The organism is Corynebacterium tuberculostearicum, assembly GCF_032821615.1.
GTDB lineage: Bacteria > Actinomycetota > Actinomycetes > Mycobacteriales > Mycobacteriaceae > Corynebacterium > Corynebacterium tuberculostearicum_H.
In genome coordinates this window covers 17,193-38,265 of record NZ_JAVBIF010000010.1, presented here as the reverse complement: position 1 = coordinate 38,265, position 21,073 = coordinate 17,193, and the positions used below count along the sequence as shown (strand labels likewise).

Sequence of the window (21,073 nt, the reverse complement as noted above, 5' to 3'; positions counted from 1 at the left end):
AGCATAGCGCTTAGTGGCCACGCTCCTGCTCAATGGCCTTGCCTTCGTTCCAGAAGGGCGCGAGCTTATTATCAAACATGGACAGCGCCGAACCGATAGCCATGTGCATATCCAGGTACTGGTAGGTGCCCAGGCGGCCACCGAAGAGAACCTTATTATCCTTCGACTCCTGGGCGGCGAGCTTACGGTAAGCCTCCAGCTTGGTGCGGTCCTCTGGGGTATTGATGGGGTAATACGGCTCATCGCCCTTATCAGCGAAGCGCGAATACTCCTTCATGATGACCGTCTTATCCTTCGGGTACTTATCCTTGCGCTCCGGGTGGAAGTGGCGGAACTCATGGATGCGGGTGTAGTCCACGTCCGCATCGTTGTAGTTCATCACCGGAGTGCCCTGGAAGTCGCCGGTATCCAGCACCTCCAAGTCAAAGTCGAGGGTGCGCCAGCCCAGCTCGCCCTCAGCAAAATCAAAATAGCGATCCAATGGGCCGGTGTAGACAACGGGTGCATCAGGGGACTCGGCGCGCAGCTCTTCGCGCACCTCGAACCAATCGGTATCCAGGCGGACCTCAATATTGTCGTGGTCAGCCATGTTTTCTAGCCATGCCGCGTAGCCGTCGACGGGCAGACCCTCATAGGTATCGTTGAAGTAGCGGTTATTGAAGGTATAGCGCACCGGGAGGCGGGTAATATTCGCGGCCGGCAGCTCCTTCGGATCGGTCTGCCACTGCTTTGCGGTGTAATCGCGGATGAAGGCCTCATACAGCGGGCGACCGATGAGCGAGATGGCCTTCTCCTCCAGGTTTTGCGCCTCTTCCGGGGAGAATTCGCCGGCCTGGTCCTTAATGAGCTGGCGGGCCTCATCCGGGGAGTAGTAGCGGCCGAAGAACTGGTTGATAAGACCCAGACCCATCGGGAATTGGTAGGCGGTGCCATCGTGCATGGCAAACACGCGGTGCTGGTAGTCGGTGAAATCGGTGAACTTATTGCAGTAATCCCACACGCGCTTATTAGAGGTGTGGAAGAGGTGCGCACCGTACTTGTGCACCTCGATTCCGGTGGTGGGTTCGGCCTCGGAGTAGGCATTGCCGCCGAGGTGATTGCGGCGCTCCACAATGAGCACCTTCTTATCCAGCTGGCTAGCGGCGCGCTCGGCAACCGTTAGACCAAAAAATCCAGAGCCAACAACGATGAGGTCATAAGAAGTCATGGCCTCCACTTTATTGCACTACGGCAGCCGACACGGCGCATCGGCGTGTCGCAACAGGTTTCACAGAAGCCACAAACGTACCATCACTATCAACTCTTAACTTTTGGCAACCGTTTTTACAGCTGCACAACCCCAGGGAGATAACAGTGCAACAACGACGTCGACTAGTACCCACCAGGTCCAAGTGGTCCACCCCGGTCATCGCGGCAGTCACCTCTATCGCGCTCGCCGCGACCGCCGCATTCGGCGGCCAGCAGGTGCTTAAGACCCAGGACTCCAACAATGGCGGGCCCATTGAGGTCAAAAACGCCTCCGCTAGCTTCAGCGATGGTGAATCCATCGTCGTCGATGACCCCGCCGTAGCCGCGCAGGGCGACGGCGAAGGCCGCCGCGCGGTCAAGCAGTTCCACCGCGACGAAACCTTCAACATGTTCGCCGTTACTTGGGAGGGCAAGCGAGATATCAACTCCTTTGTGCGCTCCAAGCAGCAGGACGGTTCCTGGAGCGAGTGGCTGCCCATGGATGCAATGAATTACACCGAGGGCAAGAACGGCACCGAACTCATCTTCGTGGGCGATACCAACGATGTGCAGGTTTCCATGGCCAACGTTGACCTCGTGACCGGTTCCAACCTCGACAAGAAGGAAGACTCCCTCCTAGACAAGGCCGCCAAGGGCGCTGATGCCAACCGCCCCGCGCCACTTGCGTACAACGTCGGCGATATCTCCCCCGTGGCCGATGAGCGCACCCAGGTTGCGGATCTCGACGCCGTGTTTATCGACGGCAACGCTCAAGAAGGCGAAGCCATCGAGCCCACCGCGGAGACCGCGGGCATGCCTAAGGTAGTCACCCGCGCCGGCTGGGGAGCAGACGAATCTAAGCGCTGCCAGGAGCCAACCTACGACGATGGCCTCAAGGCCATGACCCTGCACCACACCGCGGGTACCAATAACTACACCCGCGCACAGGCAGCGGCACAGGTACGCGGTGCCTACGACTACCATGCGCAGACCCTGGGTTGGTGCGATATCGGCTATAACGTGCTGGTGGATAAATTCGGCACCATCTACGAAGGCCGCTACGGCGGCTTGGACAAGGCCGTACAGGGTGCCCACGTGGGTGGCTTCAACTCTAATAACTGGGGCATTTCCATGATTGGCAACTACGAGGAAACCGAGCCTTCCCGCGAGATGCTCAACTCCGTGGCGGAGATTGCCGGCTGGAAGGCCGCTATTTCTGGCATCGATCCAATGGGCAAGGCCAGCTTGTACTCCGGCGGATTCAACGGCTCCAAGTTCCCTGCAGGAACCACGGCCACCGTGCCGGCCTTCGCGGGCCACAACGATTTCCACTACACGGCTTGCCCGGGCCAGTACACCACGCGCCACTGGGACGAGATTCGAAAGAATACCAAGCGCAAGGCGGATGCCATCAAGTCCGGCAAGAACAGCACGGACCTGAACTGGCAAGAGTCTCCACAGCCAAATACCCCCAAGACCCCGCAACCAAATACCCCCAAGACCCCGCAACCAAATACCCCCAAGACCCCGCAACAGGTGGGCGGAGAAATCATGTCCTCGCTTGGCGAGGTCGAGGTACCGGTCTCCACTATCTCCGCCCTTGCCGGCATCGCTGCCGCCGTCTTCGGCGTGCTCATCGCCAATGAGCGCCTGCAGAAGCCTGATACCGATCGGAAGGTGACGGGCAACTTGACCACCGGGGATATCCCGGAGATTGTCAATAAGGTTGTCCAGGTCTCCAACAACGAGGGCTTGAAGGAATCCTGGACCTCCGTCCTCAACGCTTTCGGCCCAGTCCTAGGCTTGGCAGTCGGCGGCCCGGATACTACCGACGGCGGCAAGATCCTCTACCAGCTCTTCCAAAATGGCGTGGTGCTCTCCTCCAAGGAGTCCGGCACCAAGGCGCTGACGGGCGAGATTGCCAAGAAGTGGTCCGAGGGCGATAATGCCTCCAAGCTCGGCCTGCCGACCTCCAACGAGGAAAAGAATGGCAAGGAAATCCGCGTGAAGTTCCAGGGTGGCGAGATTGTCTACAACACCGAAACGGAAAAGGTAGACATCTTCACCGACTAGAACCAGCGCTCTAGCACCTTAGCGACGCCCGCCTGGTGGTTAGCCACGGTGACCGCATCCGCGGCCGCCTTAACCTCCGGGTGGGCGTTTTCCATGGCCACACCACAGCCGGCCCACGCCAGCATCTCTATATCGTTGGGCATATCCCCAAAGGCAATAGTCTCCTGCTGGGCGACGCCGGTGTGCTGCGCCAGCCATTCCACCCCGCGGCGCTTAGTCACATCGGGCGCGGCAACCTCCAAGATTCCTTCCTGCATGGAATAGGTCAGGTGCGCGAGCTCCGGATCGATGTGCGGCGCAATGAGCTCATAGAGCTCTGGGGCGGAGTAGTCCGTGTTGCGGATGAGGAACTTCACCGCCGGCTGCCCCACTAGCTCACCCATGCTGACCACGCCGAAGCCCTCAAACAGGGCGTTTTCGGAGTAGTGGCGCTCGACTACGAAGAGGTCCTCGACGGCGTCGGCAAGCGAGCCTCCAGCCCGCTCCGCGCCAAAGCCCACGGTGCCCAGTACGGTCTGGGCCACGTCCACCACTTCCGCCAACGCGGCGGGCGAAAGCTCATGGGCGGACATCACCCGATCCTCCGCGGAGTCATACAACACAGCGCCGTTCGAAGTCACGCATACCGGCCGCACGGGCAGCTGCTCCAGCACCGGGGCAATCCAGCGGAACGGACGGCCGGTAGAAAGCGCAAAATAGGCACCCTGTTGGACTGCCCGCGCCACGACGTCGCGGTTGCGACGCGGGACGCGGTGGTTGCGGTCCAGCAGGGTGCCGTCAATATCGCTCGCGATGAGGCGAGGCGCGTGGGCTGGGAAATTCTCCATACCCGCGAGTTTACGTCAGGACTTAGATGTTCAGGTCCTCGTCCTCATTATCCTCCCACTCCAGGGAACGCTTAATTGCGCGCTTCCAGTCGCGGTAGAGCCCCTCTACCTCTTCCTTATCGCGCTTCGGCTTGAATACCTTCATGTCTCCGGTCTGGCTGCCCAGGACGCTGAGATCATCCCAGAAGCCATGGTCCAAGCCTGCCGCGAAGGCAGCACCGGTAGCGGTGGTCTCGATATTCTTCGGGCGGTGTACTTCCACGCCGAGGATATCGGACTGGAACTGCATCAGCAGTTCATTCATGGTCATGCCACCATCCACGCGCAGCTCGGTAATCTCCACGCCGGAGTCCGCCACCATAGCGTCTGCAACATCGCGTGTCTGGTACGCGGTGGATTCGAGCACGGCGCGAGCCAAGTGCTTGCGGTTAGCAAAGCGGGTCAGGCCCACGATGACGCCGCGAGCATCCGGGCGCCAGTACGGAGCGAAGAGTCCGGAGAAGGCCGGCACGATATAAACGCCGCCGTTGTCCTTAACTTCGCGCGCGAGGTTTTCGATGGACGCAGCGTTGGGGATGAGCTGCAGGTTATCGCGCAGCCACTGCACCAGGGAACCGCCCATAGATACAGAACCCTCGAGGGCATACACGGGGCGCTCGCCTTCGCGCTGGAAGCAGACGGTGGTCAGCAGGCCGTTCTCGGAGAACTTCGGGGTGGTACCCGTATTCAGCAGGAGGAACAGGCCGGTGCCGTAAGTATTCTTTGCGGAACCTGCGCGGAAGCAACCCTGGCCGAACATCGCGGACTGCTGGTCACCCAGGATGGCCCGGATAGGCACGCCGGAAAGCGAGCCGCGCTCACGCACGGTACGGAAATCGCCCAGGGACGGGCGAATCTCCGGCAGCATGGACATCGGGATGCCCATTTCCTTACACAGTTCCTCATCCCACTCCAGCTTTTCGATGTCCATCAGCAAGGTGCGGGAGGCGTTGGTGACGTCGGTGGCGTGCAACGCTTCGTGGCCGGCATCGCCCTCGGCGCCGCCGGTGAGGTTCCACAGCAGCCAGCTATCAATGGTGCCGAAGAGCAGGTCGCCTGCCTCAGCACGCTCGCGAGCACCTTCGACGTTATCGAGGATCCACTTCACCTTTGGACCAGCCGGGTAGGAGTTGATGAAAAGTCCGGTGCGGCGGCGCCACTTTTCTGGTCCTTCCTCACCCGAGAGTTCCTTACAAATGGCGGTGGTACGGGTATCTTGCCAGACAATGGCGTTGTAGACCGGCTTACCGGTGTGCTTATCCCACACCACGGTCGTCTCACGCTGGTTGGTGATACCCACCGAGTCAATGTCTTCCACGGTGATGTCGCCATTGGCAAGCGCTTCACCGACGGCGCGACGGGTATTGCTCCAGATTTCTTCTGGGTCGTGTTCTACCCAGCCCTTTTCCGGGAAGATCTGCTCGTGCTCGAGCTGGCCAACGGCAGCCTGCTCGCCGTTGTGGTCAAAGATGATGCAGCGCGTCGACGTGGTTCCCTGGTCGATAGCGGCGACGTATTTCTTGTTAGTCATGTGTCTAGTCTCCTATACGAAGATGAAATTAGAGCGCAACGGACAACAGTCCAACGGCTACGGCTGCGACCAATGGGGCCACGATGGGGACCCAAGCATAGCCCCAGTTCGCGCTGCCTTTGTCCTGGATGGGCAAGATGAATGCATAAGCAATTCGCGGGCCCAGGTCGCGGACCGGATTGATGGCATAACCCGTAGGGGTACCAAGGGACAGGCCGACCGCCACCACAACGAAAGCAACAGCGAAGTAGCTCATTGGGCCAAGCTCGCCGCCGGTGGGGCCGAAGGCGATGAACATCAACAGCACGCAGGTGGCGATGAACTCCGTCACCGCATTCCAGCCGTTCTTAGGATGTGCCGGCTTGGTAAAGAAGATACCGTTGGTGTCCTTATTGGCGCCGGTGACGTTTCCGGCGTCGTCGTAATTATTGGCGTCGAAAAGCTGCTTGAAGGCAGCCCATGCCAGGATGGCACCGAGGATAGCGCCGAGGATCTGGCCCAGGAAGTAGTACGGGACCAGGGACCACTCAAGCGAGCCATTGACGGCCAACATTACGGTGACGGCGGGGTTGAGGTGCCCGCCCGTGGGATCGGCCACGCTCGCGCCGACAAAGACCGCCATGCCCCAGCCCAGGGCGATAACGATCCAATCGGAGCCGCGTGCGCCAGAGGTGCGCAGGTTAACCAGCGCACATACGCCGTTACCTAGAAGGAGCAGCAACGCAGTGCCGATAAACTCCCACAGGAATGCATCAAATCCGGTCATAACTTATACCTCGTTTTGGGTGGGTCGGGCGGATCCTGCGCGTACCAAAATGTCATTGGCCTCACGGTCAGTTACCGCAGCTTCTGCTTCAAGTTCGGCCTGCGTGTGGGCCTTGAATTGGGATACCTCGCGCTCCTTGTCGGCGTCGCTCCAGCCCAGCAGCGGTGCTACAAAATCAGCAACGGCCGGGGCGGCATTCACACCGCGGTCGCCGTACTCGATGGCGATGCGCAGGCGGCGGGACAAGATGTCTTCCAAGTGCAATGCACCCTCGTGGGTGACGGCGTAGCGGACCTCGGCCCACAGGTAGGACTCGGCACCAGGAACTGGCTCGAGCAGGGAGGCATCCTCTGCTGCTGGTGCCAAAACCTCACCCAGCAGGGAGCCATAGCGGCCAAGCAGGTGCTCAATGAACTTCTCGCTCAGGTTATAGCGACGAGCCAAGGATGGGACCTGGTTGGCCAAGGCGTGGTAGCCGGCGGCGCCCAGGATCGGGGTTTGCTCGGTGATGGACTCCGGGACCTTGGTATCCAGCTCCTCCACTGCCAGGTCCACGGCATCCTTACCGATGACGCGGTACGTGGTGTACTTACCACCGGCGACAGAGACCATGCCTGGGGCCACGCGTGCGACGGCGTGGTTGCGGGAAAGGTTGGTGGTGGAATCGGACTTGCCGGACAGCAGCGGGCGCAGGCCGGAGTAAACGCCCACGATGTCATCGCGGGTGATCTTGCGGCGAACGCGCTGGTTAACCTGATCCAAGATGTAGTCAATATCGGACTTGGTCGGTGCCGGATCTGGCAAGGAGAGACCCTTTTCCCAATCGGTATCGGTGGTACCGATAATCCAGTACTCGCCCCACGGGATAACGAAGAGGACGGACTTTTCGGTGACGAAGCACAGGGCTGCCTCTGCATCGAGCGCATCCTTCGGCACGACGATGTGCACGCCCTTCGAGGCGTGAACGGTGAACTTGCCCTCCACGCCGGCCATCTCTTGAATCTTGTCATTCCACACGCCGGTGGCGTTGATGAAGACCTTGCCGCGCACGGTGGTCTCGCGGCCGGTGGCGGTATCGCGAACCTTCGCGCCTACGATGCGGCCGCCGCGGTCCTTGTCAAAGCCAATGACCTCGGTATTGGTACGTACATCGGCACCATACTCGGCGGCGGTACGCAGCACGGTCATGGTGTGACGGGCGTCATCAACCAAAGTGTCGTAGTAGCGCACGCCGCCCACAATGGCATCGTCCTTCAGACCCGGGGTCACCTTCAGCACGCCCTTGCGGGTGAGGTGCTTTTGCATTGGCACGCTCTTCGAGCCGCCCATGAGGTCATAAAGAGTAAAGCCACCGAACATCATCACGCGCTCCCATACGTGGTGGGTCAGCGGGAAGATGAACTTCAGCGGCTTCACCAGGTGGGGTGCCAGGGTAGACATGTTCAGCTCGCGCTCCTTGAGGGACTCCGCCACCAGGCGGAAGTCAAACATGGCCAGGTAGCGCAGGCCACCGTGGAACATCTTGGAGGAGCGAGAAGAGGTACCTGCGGCGAAGTCGCGCGCCTCAATGACGGCGGTCTTGAGGCCGCGGGTAGCGGCGTCCGCTGCCGCACCAGCGCCTACGGAACCGCCACCGATGATGACTACGTCGTAGTCCTCATCCGCGTACCCATTCCATAGATTTTCAAAGTATTCGGGGTTAAAGGATTGGTTGCTTTGCTGGGTCATTACTGACCGCATCTCCTTCCTTGGTGCTTGCATGTGCCTGCGCCATAAATCCATGAATGAGATGGCAAAAGCACAGCCAAAAGCAGTGAATTGTGGTTTCGGTGGAAAGTATCACACCGCGGCTGCAGAGACTTTATCTCCTGAAATCTATGTTAGGAGTCACGGACGCGAGTTACACATGTGGTTACTCACACGTAAGTTTCAGGCCCGTAAGCAGTCAGTTTTCTTAAAATACTTAGACATTCAAAAAGAAAAACCACCCCCTCGCGGGGGTGCAAAGCGGACGAAAATCCTTCGCTATTTCTGCGCTAACCGCGCCATTGCTTCAAGCACTTCGGACATTCCGGCTTTCTCGGCAGAATAAGTGACCGCCTGAGCGCCTTTGACCACCTCGATAGGGGCAGTTTCCAAAGCCACCACCGGCATCCGGTCAAGGAAATCCTCATCTCCTGGCTCGTTAGCAAAAACCCGGGTCTCCTCCGGTTTAGCTTGCAGATCCTCAAGGATGCGCTCCACGCCTTGTACCGCAGTCGCGGCAGTGACGGACAGTGCATCGGTATCGAGTCGCGGCTGCACAGCGTCCTCATCAACGACAACGCTCCACACGGCTTGCGGAACTTCCACTTCACCGGCGGGTGATATCACGATCAGGACTTCGGCCGCCGGGTAGATATCTGCCAAAGCCTTGTGCAATCGCGGAGTTAGCGCGCCATCTTCCCAATTCAGCGCGCTGCTCTGCGCCACTACCACGCGGGGGATGGAAGAAAATTGCGCCTTCATGCGGTGTGGCAAGCGCGAAACGATAAGCCGGGATTGGGTGGCTGCCGCCAACAGGCCCTGCTCCGCTACGGAACCAGCCCATATCTCCTTACTGCTGGCCGTGATGGACGCTTGGGTTTGCGCCACATCCGACTTCAGCTGCGCCATGATATCCGCGACCTTATCGCGACCTTCATCTACGCCGCGGGTTGCCTCTTCTACCACGGCGTTGAGGTTGTTCTTGATCCACTCCAGGGTCTCCGGGGCGGTCCGCGCCTTATTCTTTGGCTCCTCCCCGTCCGCTCCCTTGGCGGCGGCCATGTGGTTGCGCACCAAGTCAACCGTAGTAACCGAGACGCGTTCTTTGAGGCCCACTAGATCGTCGCGCAACCGGCGTACGCGGTGGCGCTCGGTTTCTACTTCAGCATCTCGAGCTTCTGCCTCTTCAAGGGTAGGAGCCCCTCCACCTTTACGGGCGGGCACCCAGTATTCACCGGCAGGCATGGGTCCAAATTCGGCTTCGTACTGTTCCCATAGCCCTTCCAATGCCTCTTGCATGCGGCGTCGAATCTCCGCGGTATCAGCCTCCGCATCGCCGGTGGGATAGTACGGTTCGAGGGCGGTAATAAAGACAGGGGTCTTGGTCCGTCCCAGGTTCTTTTTGTGTCCCTTGGTCCACAGGCGCTGCGAACCAAAAATGACCTGTGGGACTACCGGCACCCCCGCCTCATAGGCAATGCGGGAGGCGCCACTTTTCATGCTGCGGATTTCAAAGCTGCGGGAAATTGTGCCTTCAGAAAACACGCCCACGAGTTCGCCGTCCTTGGCCAGCTGTACCGCTTGGCGGAAGGAGGCGCTGCCATCTATACGGTCAACTGGCACGTGATGCATGGCCTTCAACAACGGACCCGCCACCGGTGCTTTGAAGATTCCAGCCTTAGCCAAGAAGCGCACCAGACGCTTCTTGCGATAGGCCAAAAAGGCGCCGAAGAGGAAATCCATGTAGCCGGTGTGGTTGCAGACCAACACCGCGCCGCCCTTATCGGGGATATTTTCTTCCCCCGAAAGGCGCATTTTTAATCCCTGTGCCAGAGTCACCCCCCTGCCAATGTGGGTGATCTGGCGGTACAGGAAATTCGTCGCAGCGTTCATAACTCTCCAGGACGACGGCGGACTTACTGCGGGGTCAGGACATCCTTGCCCACGAACGGGCGCAGGGCCTCAGGGACAACGACGGAGCCGTCGGCCTGCTGGTGGTTTTCCAGAATGGCGACGAGCCAGCGGGTAGTCGCCAGCGTGCCGTTCAGGGTAGCTGCGGTCTGGGTCTTGCCGTTCTCGTCGCGGTAGCGGGTGGACAGGCGGCGAGCCTGGAAGGTGGTGCAGTTCGAGGTGGAGGTCAGCTCACGGTAGGTGCCTTGGGTAGGAACCCAAGCCTCATTGTCGAACTTGCGGGCCGCCGAAGAACCGAGGTCGCCACCGGCAATGTCGATGGTGCGGTAAGGCAGTTCCATGGCTGCAAGCATGTCCTTTTCCATGGACAGAAGGCGCTGGTGCATTTCTTCCGCGTCCTCCGGCTTGCAGTAGACAAACATCTCCAGCTTGTCGAATTGGTGGACGCGCAGGATGCCGCGAGTGTCCTTACCATGGGAGCCAGCCTCACGGCGGAAGCAGGAGGACCAGCCGGCATACTGCAGCGGGCCATTGGAGAGGTCGATGATCTCATCCTTGTGGTAACCAGCAAGGGCCACCTCAGAGGTACCGACCAGGTACATATCGTCGGCCGGCAGGTAGTAAATCTCATCGGAGTGCTGGCCCAAGAAACCAGTGCCGGACATAATGTCTGGGCGAACCAGAACTGGCGGGATCATCAGCTTGAAACCGGCTTCGCGCGCCTTCTGCGCCGCGAGCATCAGCATTCCCAGCTGCAGGAAGGCGCCATCGCCAGTGAGGTAGTAGAAACGAGCGCCGCCTACCTTGGCACCACGCTTGACGTCGATAAGGCCGAGGGACTCGCCCAACTCAAGGTGATCCTTTGGCTCGAAGTCGAACTCAGGAATCTGGCCTACTTCTTCAATCACTACGAAGTCATCTTCGCCGCCGGCCGGGGCACCTTCGACCACGTTATCGAGCTTGTACTGCAGCTCTTCCACCTTGGCCTCAGCGGCAGACTGTGCCTCTTCCGCCTCCTTGACCTTGGCCTTCAGTTCATTAGAGCCCTCCAGCAGTGCCGGACGCTCCTCTGGGGAGGCTTGGCCAATCTTCTTGCCAAAAGCCTTCTGCTCAGAGCGCAGTTCGTCGGCCTTTTGGATAGCAGCGCGGCGCTGCTCATCAGCTTCCAAGAGCTGGTCTACGAGGGAGGGATCCTCACCTCGGTTCACCTGGGAAGCACGGACAACGTCAGGGTTTTCGCGGAGTAGCTTGAGATCAATCACGAATGTAAGTTTAGCGTATTGACAACATCTTGCGGTGGTAATAACCAGCGAATTATGATGGCTTTATGTCCGCCGTTCAGCTCCCCGCCCGCACAATTACGGACGGTCCCGTTCCAAAACACACCCAATTGCACGATATCCTCGAAGAATTGTGCCGCACGACCCTCAAACCCGGCGATATCCTGCCCGGCGAGAGGCTTCTTGAAGAAACCTATGGCGTGTCACGAATCACGGTCCGCCGCGCCATCGGGGATCTTGTCGCGGCCGGAAAATTGCGCCGCGTCCGCGGTAAGGGCACCTTCGTAGCGCCCAATCCCCTTGTCTCCCGGCTCCACCTGGCCTCATTCTCCGATGAGATGGGCGCACAAGACGTCACCGCCTCCTCCAAAATCCTTACCAGCGGACGCAGCAGCGCCCCGGAGGATGCCGCCCTCTTTTTTGATACGCCTGCCCAAACCGAACATATTCACCTGCGCCGCCTGCGCTTGGGCGATGGCGAGCCCTACTCCATTGATGACGGCTGGTATAACTCCACGTATGCGCCCAGCCTGCTAGAAAATGACACCTACAATTCGGTCTACGCCATACTCGACTCTGTCTTTAACGTCCCCATTACCGATGCGGATCAAACGGTATCGGCGATTTCCGCCGATGCGGACACTGCTCCGCTTCTCGACGTCCCCGTGGGCACCCCGCTGCTACACATCGTGCGCTACTCCCGCTCGGGCGATAGGCCGGTGGAGTGGTGTTCCTCCGTCTACCGCACCGACCGCTACCGGCTGACTACCCGGGTGGCTAGGGAGAACAGTATCTAGCCAGCACCCTGCTTAAAAGGTAAGATTAAAGGCCTTATGAAGAAATCACCTGCGTGGCGTTCCGCTGTGGCCGTCCAGATTGTCTTGATTGCGGCAATCGCGGCGGCCGTTTTCATGGGCATCTATGGCGTTATCAGCTCCCACAAATCGGGCGGCGAAGACACTACCGCTGCCCAGCAGCACAATAGCGGGGATACTTCAGAAACCGCCGCTCCTAAACCGGAGCCCTTCACCGCTGCGGCCGCCGGCGCTTGCTTGACGTGGGACATCGCCCAGGATGGCTCCGCCACCGGGTTCAAGGAAGTACCGTGCTCCGAACAGCACCGCTTCGAAGTTTCCAAGACCGAAGACCTGAGCGTCTACCCCACCAGCGAATTCGGCCCTGATGCCACCCGCCCAGCGCTTACCCGCCAACACCAATTGCGCGATGAGCTGTGCGAATCCGCCACTGTGGGCTACCTGCACGGTAAGTGGGATCCGAATGGCAAGTACGATGTGGCGTCCATTCTGCCGCCGCAGTCCGCCTGGGATCGCGGCGACCGCACCTTGCTATGCGGCCTGCAAACCACCGATGATCACGGTGTACCGCAGCTTACTACCGGCAACGTCGAGGCCTCCGAGCAGGCAAACCTCGCCAAGCCGGGCGAGTGCTTGGCCATCGATGACAAGCAGGTTCCGCACGTCGTTGACTGCGCTAAGCCCCACCAGATGGAGACCGTTTCCGTCATCGATGTGGGCAAGCAGTTCCCTGACGGCTACCCGGACGGCAAGGATATGGACAAGTTCTTATCCGATACGTGTACCGCCGCTACTGAGGACTACCTTGGCGGCGAGGAGCAGCTCTACCAGTCCACGCTGCAACCATTCTGGGGCTCTATCACCGAGGCCTCGTGGAATGGCGGCACCAAGTCCGTCAATTGCTCCCTTGTGCATGCCCGCGAAGGCGGCGGTTTCTCTGCCATCACCGGTTCCGCTACCGGTGGTCGCCAGGCGCTGACTATCGACGGCCAACCGCCGGAGGAACGCCCCGAGCGCAATCCACTGCGTGAGGACAAGGACAAGAGCCCGGCACCCGAGTCTGCCGCCCCCGCCCCGGCCCCAGCGCCCTAATGGTCGAGGTATCAGAAGAGCGCTTCGATGAGATGGTCAACGAGGCGCTGGATCAAGTCCCCGAGGAATTCGTGCGCCGCATGCGCAACCTCGTCATTTTGGTCGAAGATGAAAATCCCGATAACCCTATGTTGCTAGGGCTCTACGAGGGCGTAGCACTGCCCCGCCGCACCTTCGATCACACCGGTTTCCTGCCCGATGCGATCTTCATTTACCGCAACACACTGCAGCGCTGGTCCGGCAGCGAGGAAGAATTAGCAGAGCAGGTCAAAGTCACCGTATTCCACGAACTCGGCCATTACTTTGGCCTCGAGGAAGAGGAGCTGCACCGCCTGGGCTGGGGCTAGAGCTCCGTATCCGCCCACCGGGTTAACGTCCACTCACCAAAGACCTTGCCGCGCGGTTCCATCACCATAAAGCGGCAATTGGCCAGGTAGCCGGTATAGGCAAAGTCGGAGTCAACGCCCGTGGCATGTTTGGTGACCACGCGGATGGCGGCGCCGTGGCTGACAAGGATGACATCGTGGTCGTCGGCAAGCTGCTCCGCAATGCCCTCCAGCACCGGCTGGTAGCGCGCCAGCACATCATCCAAGGTCTCGCCGCCTTCCATCCCGGCGCCGCGCTCGCCATCGCACCAGCCACGCATGGCCACCATGTGCGAACGATGGGCATCCTCGCTGCCGTCCATCTCCCAGTCACCGGCGAAAATTTCGTGCACGCCGTCGATTACATCAACGCGCTGGGAAAATTCCGGCATTCCGCGCTCCTGCTCAAAGGCGCGCGCCGCCAGCATCGCGGTCTGCTGAGCGCGCAGGGCAATGGAGCATTTAAATTCCACCTCGCGCTCGCCTACCAACTGCGCTAGCTCACGGCCTACCTCCGTAGCTTGGTCGCGCCCGCGCTCGGTAAGCTCTGCCCCGGGCGGGCGGGTATCGAGGAAGCGGGAAATATTGGAATAGGTCTGGCCGTGGCGCAGCAGGATAATTCTTCCGGGCATGCTTCTAGATTATTGGCCCCTGCGTGCCCGCGCTACCCAATCATCCGCCGCTGCCAGATCGCGCGGTGGCTTGCCCGCAGGGGTTGCAGCCGGCCAGGAGCCGAGGAAAAGCAGGTCCTCTGCCCGCAACCACAAGGCCCGCAGCGCCTCCGCCACGGGCTGATCGTCAATGTGCCCGATAAGGTCCACGTAGAAGCGGTACGTGCCAAAGGCCTCCCGCGTGGGGCGCGACTCAATCCGGGACAGGTCCACGCCGCGGTGCGCAAAGTCCTGCAACGCCCCCACCAGGCTGCCCGGTTCATTCGGCAGGGTGAAGATGACGCTGGTGCGGTCCTGGCCAGTCCTTGCAGTGGGTTTTCCCGGACGCCCCACCAGGACAAAGCGCGTTGCGGCGCCCTCGACATCTGCCACGCCCTGGGCGATGGTCTCCAGCCCAAAGATCTCGGCGGCCCGCGCCGGTGCTGCGGCCGCATCCGCTTCCCCACGGGCTACAGCCTCGGCCGCGGCGGCATTGGAGCTGGCCGGCACGAACTCTGCCTCCGGCAGATTGTCTTTTACCCAGCCGCGGATTTGCTGGAACGCCACCGGGTGGGTGCTCAGCCGCGCAATGTCGCCCGCGCCTTGCCGGGTCATGATGCTAAAAGCCACGGGGATATCCACCTCGCGGTAAATCTGCACCGGTTCGGCTTCAACCAGCGCATCAAAGGTGGTGGTGACCGCGCCATCGACGGAATTTTCAATGGCTACGCAGGCGTACTCGGCTTGCCCGGCGCGCACGGCGGCCACGGCCTCCGAAGGCGAGCCAACCGGCATGGTCTCTACCTACGGCAGGTGCGCGGCAAACTTATGCACGGCCGCTTCCGTAAAGGTTCCGGCTGGCCCCAGGAAGGCGATGGTGGTAGTCATGCACGTCACCTTAGCCCACTAGACTGGTGCCCCATGGACTTTTCCGTAGAACAACTCCGCGCGGATCTGCACGGCCTTACCCCCGAGGAGCACGGTTTCACCTACCTGGATGTGGACCGCGAGCCCTCCGGCCGCGGCCGGCTGAGCGGCTGGGTCCTCTCCGCCAAGGACCTCTGCGATGTCTGCGGCATGCCTACTACCTTCGGAAATATAGATCGCACCTACTACCCCGAGCACAGCGATGCTTTCATCGAGGCCTTGGAGAAGCAAGGTGCGCGCATCATCGGTAAGTCCTCCACCCCGGAGTTGGGCCTGCGCGTGGATACGGAACCGGTGGGCCTGCCCCATCCCGATAATCCCCTTTATCCCGGCTGCACCCCTGGTGGTTCCTCGGGTGGTGCGGCGGTACAAGTCGCGCGGGGGTTGCTGCGCGCGGCGCACGCCAGCGATGGCGGCGGTTCCATCCGAGTGCCGGCCGCGGCCTGCGGCGTGGTGGGCTTTAAACCGGCGGGAAAAGAACTGGGTGTGCAGGGCTTTATCACCCGGACCGTGGCCGATAATGCCTTTCTGCATGGCCACCGCATGATCACCCCGCGGGCCCGCATCGGCCTGCTGGTAGAGCCGCTGTTTTGTGATGCCAACGTCGATGCCCACCATCTGCGCGCCGCCCGCGAGGCCGCCCAACGCCTACAGGCAGCCGGCTTCACCGTGGTGCCCATTTCCCCGTATCCGCAGGCCCGAGCCACCTTTGCGCATTTCCGCACGACCTTTACCTCCCGCTTGGCGGGGCTCAACCCAGCGGCAGGCTACGCCGAGTGGATTGCTCGGCAGGGCCGGCGCGTGAGCTCCGCTGAGCTGGCCGCGGCGCGGGCGCATGTCCGGCAGCTCCCCGGCTTGCTGGCCCAGGAATGGGGCGTCGATGCCATCCTTACGCCGATGCTCACCGCGGATCCGCCGCGTATTGGTTCTTTCCTGTCCCTGCCCCATGCGGAGAATTTCGCGGCCCAGACCCGGTGGTCACCGTGGGGTTCCCTGTTCAACATGGCCCGTCTGCCAGCCATTTCCGTGCCATGGGCCGTCCCCAATCACCCGCCGGTGGGCGTACACCTGGGAGGCATTACGCTTTCCGACGCCGCCCTCCTCGGCCTCGCCCACATCCTGCACCCATGACCAAGTCCTTACGCGCCGAGCTGCTCATCGTCCTCACCCTCACCTTTGGCATTTCCGGGGTGCGGGCGGTGTTGAACCTCATCAATTCCCTGGCCTCCCCGCAGCGGCTCGACGAACAATCGGTCACGCTCAATTCCAGCCAATCCTCTCTTGCCTGGGTGGATATGGGCCTGCAGCTGTGCTCGGCCGCCGTGCTCTTTTCTTATGGAGCCTTAGTGCTTTTCCTGCTGGCCAAGGATCACATAGTGCCCCGGCCCCACCGCGCCCGCGACTGGTTAGAAGGCGCAGGGCTTGCCGCCCTCATTGGCATCCCGGGGCTCGCCCTGTATTTCGCGGCGGTGCAATTGGGGTGGAGCAAGGAGGTCATCCCCGGCGACTTCGCCAATGCTTGGGTGGAAATTCCCGTTTCCCTCCTCAAGGCCGCTGCCAACGCCTTCGCGGAGGAAACCGTGGTGGTGATGTGGCTGATGACGCGTTTGCGCCAGGCGCGCTGGTCGCTGCCAGCCACGCTGGCCGCAAGCTCCATTCTCCGCGGTTCCTACCACCTCTACCAGGGAGTTTCCGCTGGCTTTGGCAATATCATCATGGGGTTAATCTACGGCTATTACTACCACCGCACGGGGCGGGTATGGCCGCTGGTCATAGCGCATTTTCTTATCGACGCCGTCGCATTCGTGGGTTATTCCTTCCTGTGAAAATGCCTGTAGGGGACGTCGCGAAGCAGGCGTTGCTCCCTGCTCCTTGTAAGGTATAGCGCATGACTGAATCAGGACGAGATCCGCATAGGGAGGCCCGCCGCGCCGGCGACGACTCCTCCACTGAATTCGTCCTTGGGGCCGATGGACGTCCCCTCAAGGATCGATACGGCCGCCCCATTCGACGCCGTTCCTCCGCCCGCCCGGCACCGCGGCGCGTGGAACCCGAGCAACAATCCTTTCGCGCTCCGCAGCCACAGCAACAGCCCCCGCGCCGCACTCCGCCGCCAACACCGAGCCGCTACCCCAGCCAGTACCGCGCGCAGCAACGCCCGCCTCGTCGCACCACGCCGCGCCCCGCACCCCGGCAGCGCCCGCACAGCCGGCGCAAAAAGGTCAATCCAGCCAAGCGCGCCCTCGGGTGCGTTGGCTTGGCGCTCGTCGTCCTGCTGGTATTCAACCTCGTCTTCATGTTCTGGACCGATGCCCGCCTCACCCGCGTCGAGGCGCTACCAGAAGAACAGGTGTCTAATACCGCCGGCACCAATTGGTTGCTCGTCGGCTCTGATTCCCGCCAAGGACTCAGCGAGGAGCAGCAGGCTGAGCTCGGCACCGGTGGTGATGTGGGCGAGGGCCGCACCGATACCATCATGCTGCTGCACATCCCTCGCACCGGTAAGGCCAAGCTCGTTTCCATCCCACGCGATAGCTACGTGGAAATTCCCGGTTTTGGCATGGAAAAGATCAATGCCGCCTTTACCTACGGTGGACCGCAGCTCCTTGCCCAAACCGTCGAAGGCACGACCGGTTTGCACATCGACCACTATGCCGAGATCGGCATGGGTGGCCTAGCCAATGTGGTCGACTCCGTCGGCGGCGTAGACGTGTGCGTGAAAGAAGCCATCAATGACCCGCTGGCCGGCATTGATCTCCAAGACGGCTGCCAAAAGCTCAAGGGGCGCGACGCCCTCGGGTACGTGCGCACCCGCGCCACCGCTATGGGTGACCTCGACCGCGTGCAGCGCCAGCGCGAATTCTTCTCCGCCCTATTGGATAAGGTTACTTCCCCAGCCACCCTGATTAACCCATTCCGCGCCTTCTCCTTGGTCAACCACACCGCCTCCTCGTTCATCGTGGACGAGGGCGACCACGTCTGGCACCTCGCCCGCGTGGCACTGGCCATGGGCTCCGGTGTGGACACTGAAACCGTCCCCATCGGCGGTTTCCAAGACACCGAGGTAGGCAACGTCGTCCTCTGGGACGATGAAGCAGCCGCCGAGTTGTGGGATTCTCTCAAATAGCGATCAAAAAATGGCCCTTCCTCTACCGGGGAAGGGCCACTTTCTTGTCTTTAGCGCAGGGTCACCTGGCGGGACTTGATGTTTTCTAGCTGCTTGCGCTCATCGGCGCTCAGCTGGGCATCATTAGAGATTTCTTCCTCCAAGGCCTTGTCCACGCGGGTGAGGTGATCCTCATAGGAAGCATGGTCAACCTCTGGATCCAAGTCGAAGACTGGAGCGATGAGACCGTGGGTGCGGAAAACACCGGCGAACTTGGTGCCCTCGCCCAAGTTCAGCTCGCCGCGGGCGGCGACGCGCGCCAAAGCGTTGAGGAATGCGGATTCATCGTCATTCGGGCGGACCCAGCGGATGTGGGCCTTGCCGCCGCCGGCATTTGCCCAGAAGGCCGCACCGGTGATGTTCTCGCCCACCTGGTAGGACTCAATGACGGAATCATTAGCGGCGCGTAGCGACTGCGCAATCTGCGGGGTGACCTGTGCGCCCTCCGGGATCCACCATTCGAAGTCCTGGTGAACCTGCACGTCGAGGGTAGCGGAGGCGTCGATAAGCTCCTCCAGCTTCGGCTCCGAGCCATCAGCCGCGGTGGATTCCAGGGTGGCACCGGGCTCGTTATTCTTCACCCAGTTAAGGGCAAAGGCGAGGTCGCGGCCCGGGTTGTGGGTGTGGGACTGTACCTGCAGGCCCACGAAGGCATCGCCGCCAAATTCGGTGTCACGAATGAGCGCGGCAGACGCACCCGGCAAGACGGTGGCTACGTACACGTTCTTATCGCAGCCTTTAACGTCAAGCTTGGCAAAAGCGGAGGGGACGAACTCCTGCATGGCGACCAGGGAGGCCTCCGCAGCAAGTCCGCCGTAGGGGCGGGGATCCTTTTCCAGGGCGGCGCGCTCTTTGGCGCGGGCAGCGAGCTTTGCCTGGCGGCGGGACATGCCCTCAGGCAGCTGTTCCTTGTTCTTTTTCTTCTTGGCCATGCCTCCAAGATACCTGCTTACTAGAGCTCAATGGCATGTAGGGCCACTTCGGGTTGATTGGTGGCGAGCATATCTACCCCGTTAGCCCACGCCCACTTCATATCCTCCGGCTTGTCTACGGTCCACAGGTAGGTAGGCAATCCCTGCGCGCCGATAATTGCCGGCTGCAGCTTCGCGCGCAACAACGATACGCCAAGCGCGGTGGGCCTGGACAGCATTACATCGGGACGGTTGACGTGGCGTTCCCAATCGCGGCGAAGATAGATCCGGTCCATGTGCGGCGCCAAATTCTGCATGCGGCGGATGGCGTGGTGGGAAAAGGAAATGACGTGGATCCGGGGGTCATCGAAAAGCCCCGCATAACGCAGGCGCAGCACCGTTTGCTCCTCCAGGATGTCGCCCTGCCCGGAGGGGTGCTTAGTCTCGATATAAAGGTGGTGCGGTTTGCCCTCGAGCAGTTCCAAGAGTTCGTCGAGAAGCATCATGCGCTGGCCCGAACCGATGTCAACGCCGCGCAATTCTTCCCAGTCCATCTTGGAAATGCGGCCGGGGCGCCCCGCGGTGCGGTCCAACGTGGGATCGTGCTGGACCACTACTTTTCCATCGCGCGTCAAGCGCACATCGCACTCGACGCCGTGAATTGGCAAATCTAGGGCTTTTTCAAAAGCTAGAGGGGATAGCTCCGGATATTTTCCGGAGTATCCCCTATGAGCGACAATCTTCACTAGCCGAAGAACTCTTCCTTGATGTCATTCAGGGTCTTGGCAGAAGCATCGAAACGCTCCTTTTCGTGCTCATTGAGCTGCAGCTCAATCGCGCGCACGATGCCGGAACGGTTGATGACGGCAGCGGTGCCGATGTAGAGATCCTCTACACCGTACTCACCCTGCAGGTAAGCAGATACTGGCAGCGCCACGTCCTGGTTCTGGATGACGGCGGCGGTGATGCGGGCCAGGCCCATGCCGATGCCGAAGGAAGTGGAGCCCTTAGCGTCAATGATGGAGTAGGCGGCATCGCGGGTGTCTTCGAAGATCTTCTCGATGCGCTCTGCATACTCCGGATCCGAGTCCAGCTTCTTGGACATCGGGACACCAGCGATATTCGCGGTGGAGACGGCCGGCAGCTCGGAATCGCCGTGCTCGCCCACGATGTAGGCGTGTACGGACTTCGGTGCAACATCTTCCAGCTCGCCCAGCATGTAGCGGAAACGAGCGGAGTCCAGCACGGTGCCGGAGCCGATGACACGCTTGTGATCCAGACCGGAAGCCTTCCATACGGCGTAGGTCAGGATGTCCACCGGGTTGGAGGCAACCAAGAAGATGCCATCAAAGTCATTCGCCATGACATCGGAGACGATGCTGTTCATGATTTTGACGTTCTTGCCCACCAGGTCCAGGCGGGTCTCGCCCGGCTTCTGTGCGGCACCAGCGCAGATGACGACCATATCGGCGTCTGCGCAATCGGCGTAGGTGCCCTTGGTGACGCGGGTGCGGGTCGGGGCCCACACAACACCGTGGTTAAGGTCCATGACGTTGCCTTCTAGCTTCTTTTCATCGATGTCGATGATTGCCAGGTGGTCAACGATGCTTTGGTTGATGAGAGCGAAGGCGTAAGCGACTCCCACATCGCCGGCGCCAATGAGAACTACTTTGTTTCCTACATGATTTGCCATGACCCCATTGTGCAACTTTGTGGAGATTTTTGCACGGGCTAAGTCTCACACTGA

18 protein-coding genes and 1 pseudogene are annotated in these 21,073 nt (G+C 60.8%); 7 read left to right on the top strand and 12 right to left on the bottom strand.

Features of this window, described 5'->3' with window-relative positions; all coding sequences use genetic code 11:
* Positions 1-10: 10 nt before the first annotated feature.
* Positions 11-1,207 carry a UDP-galactopyranose mutase gene (gene glf, locus RAE09_RS08365; RefSeq protein WP_040425343.1) on the bottom strand — a complete coding sequence of 399 codons (1,197 nt, stop codon included), beginning with the start codon at positions 1,205-1,207 and terminating at the stop codon, positions 11-13.
* Positions 1,208-1,353: 146 nt separating this feature from the next.
* Here glf and RAE09_RS08360 point away from each other — a divergent pair, with 146 nt between their 5' ends.
* Entirely contained in the window at positions 1,354-3,300 is a 1,947-nt protein-coding gene (locus RAE09_RS08360; protein ID WP_316981456.1) for an N-acetylmuramoyl-L-alanine amidase, read from the top strand.
* On the opposite strand, the gene RAE09_RS08355 is transcribed toward RAE09_RS08360, so the two are convergent.
* The 6 genes from RAE09_RS08355 to serS all read right to left on the bottom strand — a co-directional run bounded on the left by RAE09_RS08355 (position 3,297) and on the right by serS (position 11,382).
* Positions 3,297-4,127: an HAD family hydrolase gene (locus RAE09_RS08355; RefSeq protein ID WP_316981455.1), complete on the bottom strand. Its 831-nt coding sequence runs from the start codon at positions 4,125-4,127 to the stop codon at positions 3,297-3,299. The two genes, RAE09_RS08360 and RAE09_RS08355, sit on opposite strands and share 4 nt — an antisense overlap.
* Positions 4,128-4,149: 22 nt before the next feature.
* Positions 4,150-5,697, bottom strand: coding sequence for a glycerol kinase GlpK (gene glpK, locus RAE09_RS08350; protein ID WP_316981454.1), 1,548 nt, complete (start codon positions 5,695-5,697; stop codon positions 4,150-4,152).
* A gap of 28 nt (positions 5,698-5,725) precedes the next feature.
* On the bottom strand, positions 5,726-6,463 hold the full coding sequence (locus RAE09_RS08345; RefSeq protein WP_005325393.1) for an MIP/aquaporin family protein: 738 nt from the start codon (positions 6,461-6,463) through the stop codon (positions 5,726-5,728).
* Between the two features lie 3 nt (positions 6,464-6,466).
* Complete coding sequence (locus RAE09_RS08340) at positions 6,467-8,191, bottom strand: glycerol-3-phosphate dehydrogenase/oxidase (RefSeq protein WP_302258747.1); 1,725 nt, start codon at positions 8,189-8,191, stop codon at positions 6,467-6,469.
* A 297-nt stretch (positions 8,192-8,488) separates the two neighbouring features.
* Positions 8,489-10,102: a lysophospholipid acyltransferase family protein gene (locus tag RAE09_RS08335; protein ID WP_316981453.1), complete on the bottom strand. Its 1,614-nt coding sequence runs from the start codon at positions 10,100-10,102 to the stop codon at positions 8,489-8,491.
* Positions 10,103-10,125: 23 nt separating this feature from the next.
* The gene (gene serS / locus RAE09_RS08330) at positions 10,126-11,382 is read right to left on the bottom strand and encodes a serine--tRNA ligase (RefSeq protein ID WP_005325389.1); all 1,257 of its coding nucleotides are present in this window, start codon (positions 11,380-11,382) and stop codon (positions 10,126-10,128) included.
* 65 nt (positions 11,383-11,447) lie between these two features.
* On the opposite strand from serS, the gene RAE09_RS08325 reads away from it, so the two are divergent.
* The 3 genes from RAE09_RS08325 to RAE09_RS08315 are packed head-to-tail and all read left to right on the top strand — an operon-like array spanning position 11,448 to position 13,654.
* Complete coding sequence (locus tag RAE09_RS08325) at positions 11,448-12,197, top strand: GntR family transcriptional regulator (protein ID WP_005325388.1); 750 nt, start codon at positions 11,448-11,450, stop codon at positions 12,195-12,197.
* Positions 12,198-12,233: 36 nt separating this feature from the next.
* On the top strand, positions 12,234-13,307 hold the full coding sequence (locus RAE09_RS08320) for a septum formation family protein (protein WP_250413043.1): 1,074 nt from the start codon (positions 12,234-12,236) through the stop codon (positions 13,305-13,307).
* A complete protein-coding gene (locus RAE09_RS08315; RefSeq protein WP_005325385.1) occupies positions 13,307-13,654 on the top strand; it encodes a metallopeptidase family protein in 348 nt (115 codons plus the stop codon). Before RAE09_RS08320 ends, RAE09_RS08315 begins: the two co-directional genes overlap by 1 nt.
* Here the strand turns inward: RAE09_RS08315 and RAE09_RS08310 are convergent.
* On the bottom strand, positions 13,651-14,304 hold the full coding sequence (locus RAE09_RS08310; RefSeq protein WP_316981452.1) for a histidine phosphatase family protein: 654 nt from the start codon (positions 14,302-14,304) through the stop codon (positions 13,651-13,653). The genes RAE09_RS08315 and RAE09_RS08310 overlap by 4 nt on opposite strands.
* Positions 14,305-14,313: 9 nt before the next feature.
* Positions 14,314-15,210, bottom strand: a pseudogene (gene pheA, locus RAE09_RS08305) (prephenate dehydratase).
* Positions 15,211-15,243: 33 nt separating this feature from the next.
* Here pheA and RAE09_RS08300 point away from each other — a divergent pair.
* From RAE09_RS08300 to RAE09_RS08290, 3 genes are all read left to right on the top strand, one after another.
* Positions 15,244-16,380, top strand: a complete 1,137-nt coding sequence (locus tag RAE09_RS08300; RefSeq protein ID WP_316981451.1) for an amidase — start codon at positions 15,244-15,246, stop codon at positions 16,378-16,380.
* Entirely contained in the window at positions 16,377-17,075 is a 699-nt protein-coding gene (locus RAE09_RS08295) for a CPBP family intramembrane glutamic endopeptidase (protein ID WP_316981450.1), read from the top strand. Before RAE09_RS08300 ends, RAE09_RS08295 begins: the two co-directional genes overlap by 4 nt.
* A gap of 62 nt (positions 17,076-17,137) precedes the next feature.
* A complete protein-coding gene (locus RAE09_RS08290; RefSeq protein ID WP_316981449.1) occupies positions 17,138-18,376 on the top strand; it encodes an LCP family protein in 1,239 nt (412 codons plus the stop codon).
* 50 nt (positions 18,377-18,426) lie between these two features.
* On the opposite strand, the gene RAE09_RS08285 is transcribed toward RAE09_RS08290, so the two are convergent.
* From RAE09_RS08285 to RAE09_RS08275, 3 genes are read right to left on the bottom strand one after another with little or no spacing between them, the layout of a single operon-like run.
* Positions 18,427-19,347 carry a DUF5926 family protein gene (locus tag RAE09_RS08285; RefSeq protein WP_316981448.1) on the bottom strand — a complete coding sequence of 307 codons (921 nt, stop codon included), beginning with the start codon at positions 19,345-19,347 and terminating at the stop codon, positions 18,427-18,429.
* Between the two features lie 20 nt (positions 19,348-19,367).
* Entirely contained in the window at positions 19,368-20,072 is a 705-nt protein-coding gene (locus RAE09_RS08280) for a glycerophosphodiester phosphodiesterase family protein (protein WP_005327032.1), read from the bottom strand.
* Positions 20,072-21,019 (bottom strand): L-lactate dehydrogenase, encoded by a 948-nt coding sequence (locus RAE09_RS08275; RefSeq protein WP_150850386.1) that lies wholly within the window; start codon positions 21,017-21,019, stop codon positions 20,072-20,074. Before RAE09_RS08275 ends, RAE09_RS08280 begins: the two co-directional genes overlap by 1 nt.
* Positions 21,020-21,073: the final 54 nt, after the last annotated feature.

What these genes read in the sequence shown, in the direction of transcription:
- glf (WP_040425343.1), bottom strand. Translation starts at nt 1,207, where the DNA reads ATGACTTCTTATGACCTCATCGTTGTTGGCTCTGGATTTTTTGGTCTA.
- RAE09_RS08355 (WP_316981455.1), bottom strand. Translation starts at nt 4,127, where the DNA reads ATGGAGAATTTCCCAGCCCACGCGCCTCGCCTCATCGCGAGCGATATT.
- glpK (WP_316981454.1), bottom strand. Translation starts at nt 5,697, where the DNA reads ATGACTAACAAGAAATACGTCGCCGCTATCGACCAGGGAACCACGTCG.
- RAE09_RS08345 (WP_005325393.1), bottom strand. Translation starts at nt 6,463, where the DNA reads ATGACCGGATTTGATGCATTCCTGTGGGAGTTTATCGGCACTGCGTTG.
- RAE09_RS08340 (WP_302258747.1), bottom strand. Translation starts at nt 8,191, where the DNA reads ATGACCCAGCAAAGCAACCAATCCTTTAACCCCGAATACTTTGAAAAT.
- RAE09_RS08335 (WP_316981453.1), bottom strand. Translation starts at nt 10,102, where the DNA reads ATGAACGCTGCGACGAATTTCCTGTACCGCCAGATCACCCACATTGGC.
- RAE09_RS08325 (WP_005325388.1), top strand. Translation starts at nt 11,448, where the DNA reads ATGTCCGCCGTTCAGCTCCCCGCCCGCACAATTACGGACGGTCCCGTT.
- RAE09_RS08320 (WP_250413043.1), top strand. Translation starts at nt 12,234, where the DNA reads ATGAAGAAATCACCTGCGTGGCGTTCCGCTGTGGCCGTCCAGATTGTC.
- RAE09_RS08315 (WP_005325385.1), top strand. Translation starts at nt 13,307, where the DNA reads ATGGTCGAGGTATCAGAAGAGCGCTTCGATGAGATGGTCAACGAGGCG.
- RAE09_RS08310 (WP_316981452.1), bottom strand. Translation starts at nt 14,304, where the DNA reads ATGCCCGGAAGAATTATCCTGCTGCGCCACGGCCAGACCTATTCCAAT.
- RAE09_RS08300 (WP_316981451.1), top strand. Translation starts at nt 15,244, where the DNA reads ATGGACTTTTCCGTAGAACAACTCCGCGCGGATCTGCACGGCCTTACC.
- RAE09_RS08295 (WP_316981450.1), top strand. Translation starts at nt 16,377, where the DNA reads ATGACCAAGTCCTTACGCGCCGAGCTGCTCATCGTCCTCACCCTCACC.
- RAE09_RS08290 (WP_316981449.1), top strand. Translation starts at nt 17,138, where the DNA reads ATGACTGAATCAGGACGAGATCCGCATAGGGAGGCCCGCCGCGCCGGC.
- RAE09_RS08285 (WP_316981448.1), bottom strand. Translation starts at nt 19,347, where the DNA reads ATGGCCAAGAAGAAAAAGAACAAGGAACAGCTGCCTGAGGGCATGTCC.
- RAE09_RS08275 (WP_150850386.1), bottom strand. Translation starts at nt 21,019, where the DNA reads ATGGCAAATCATGTAGGAAACAAAGTAGTTCTCATTGGCGCCGGCGAT.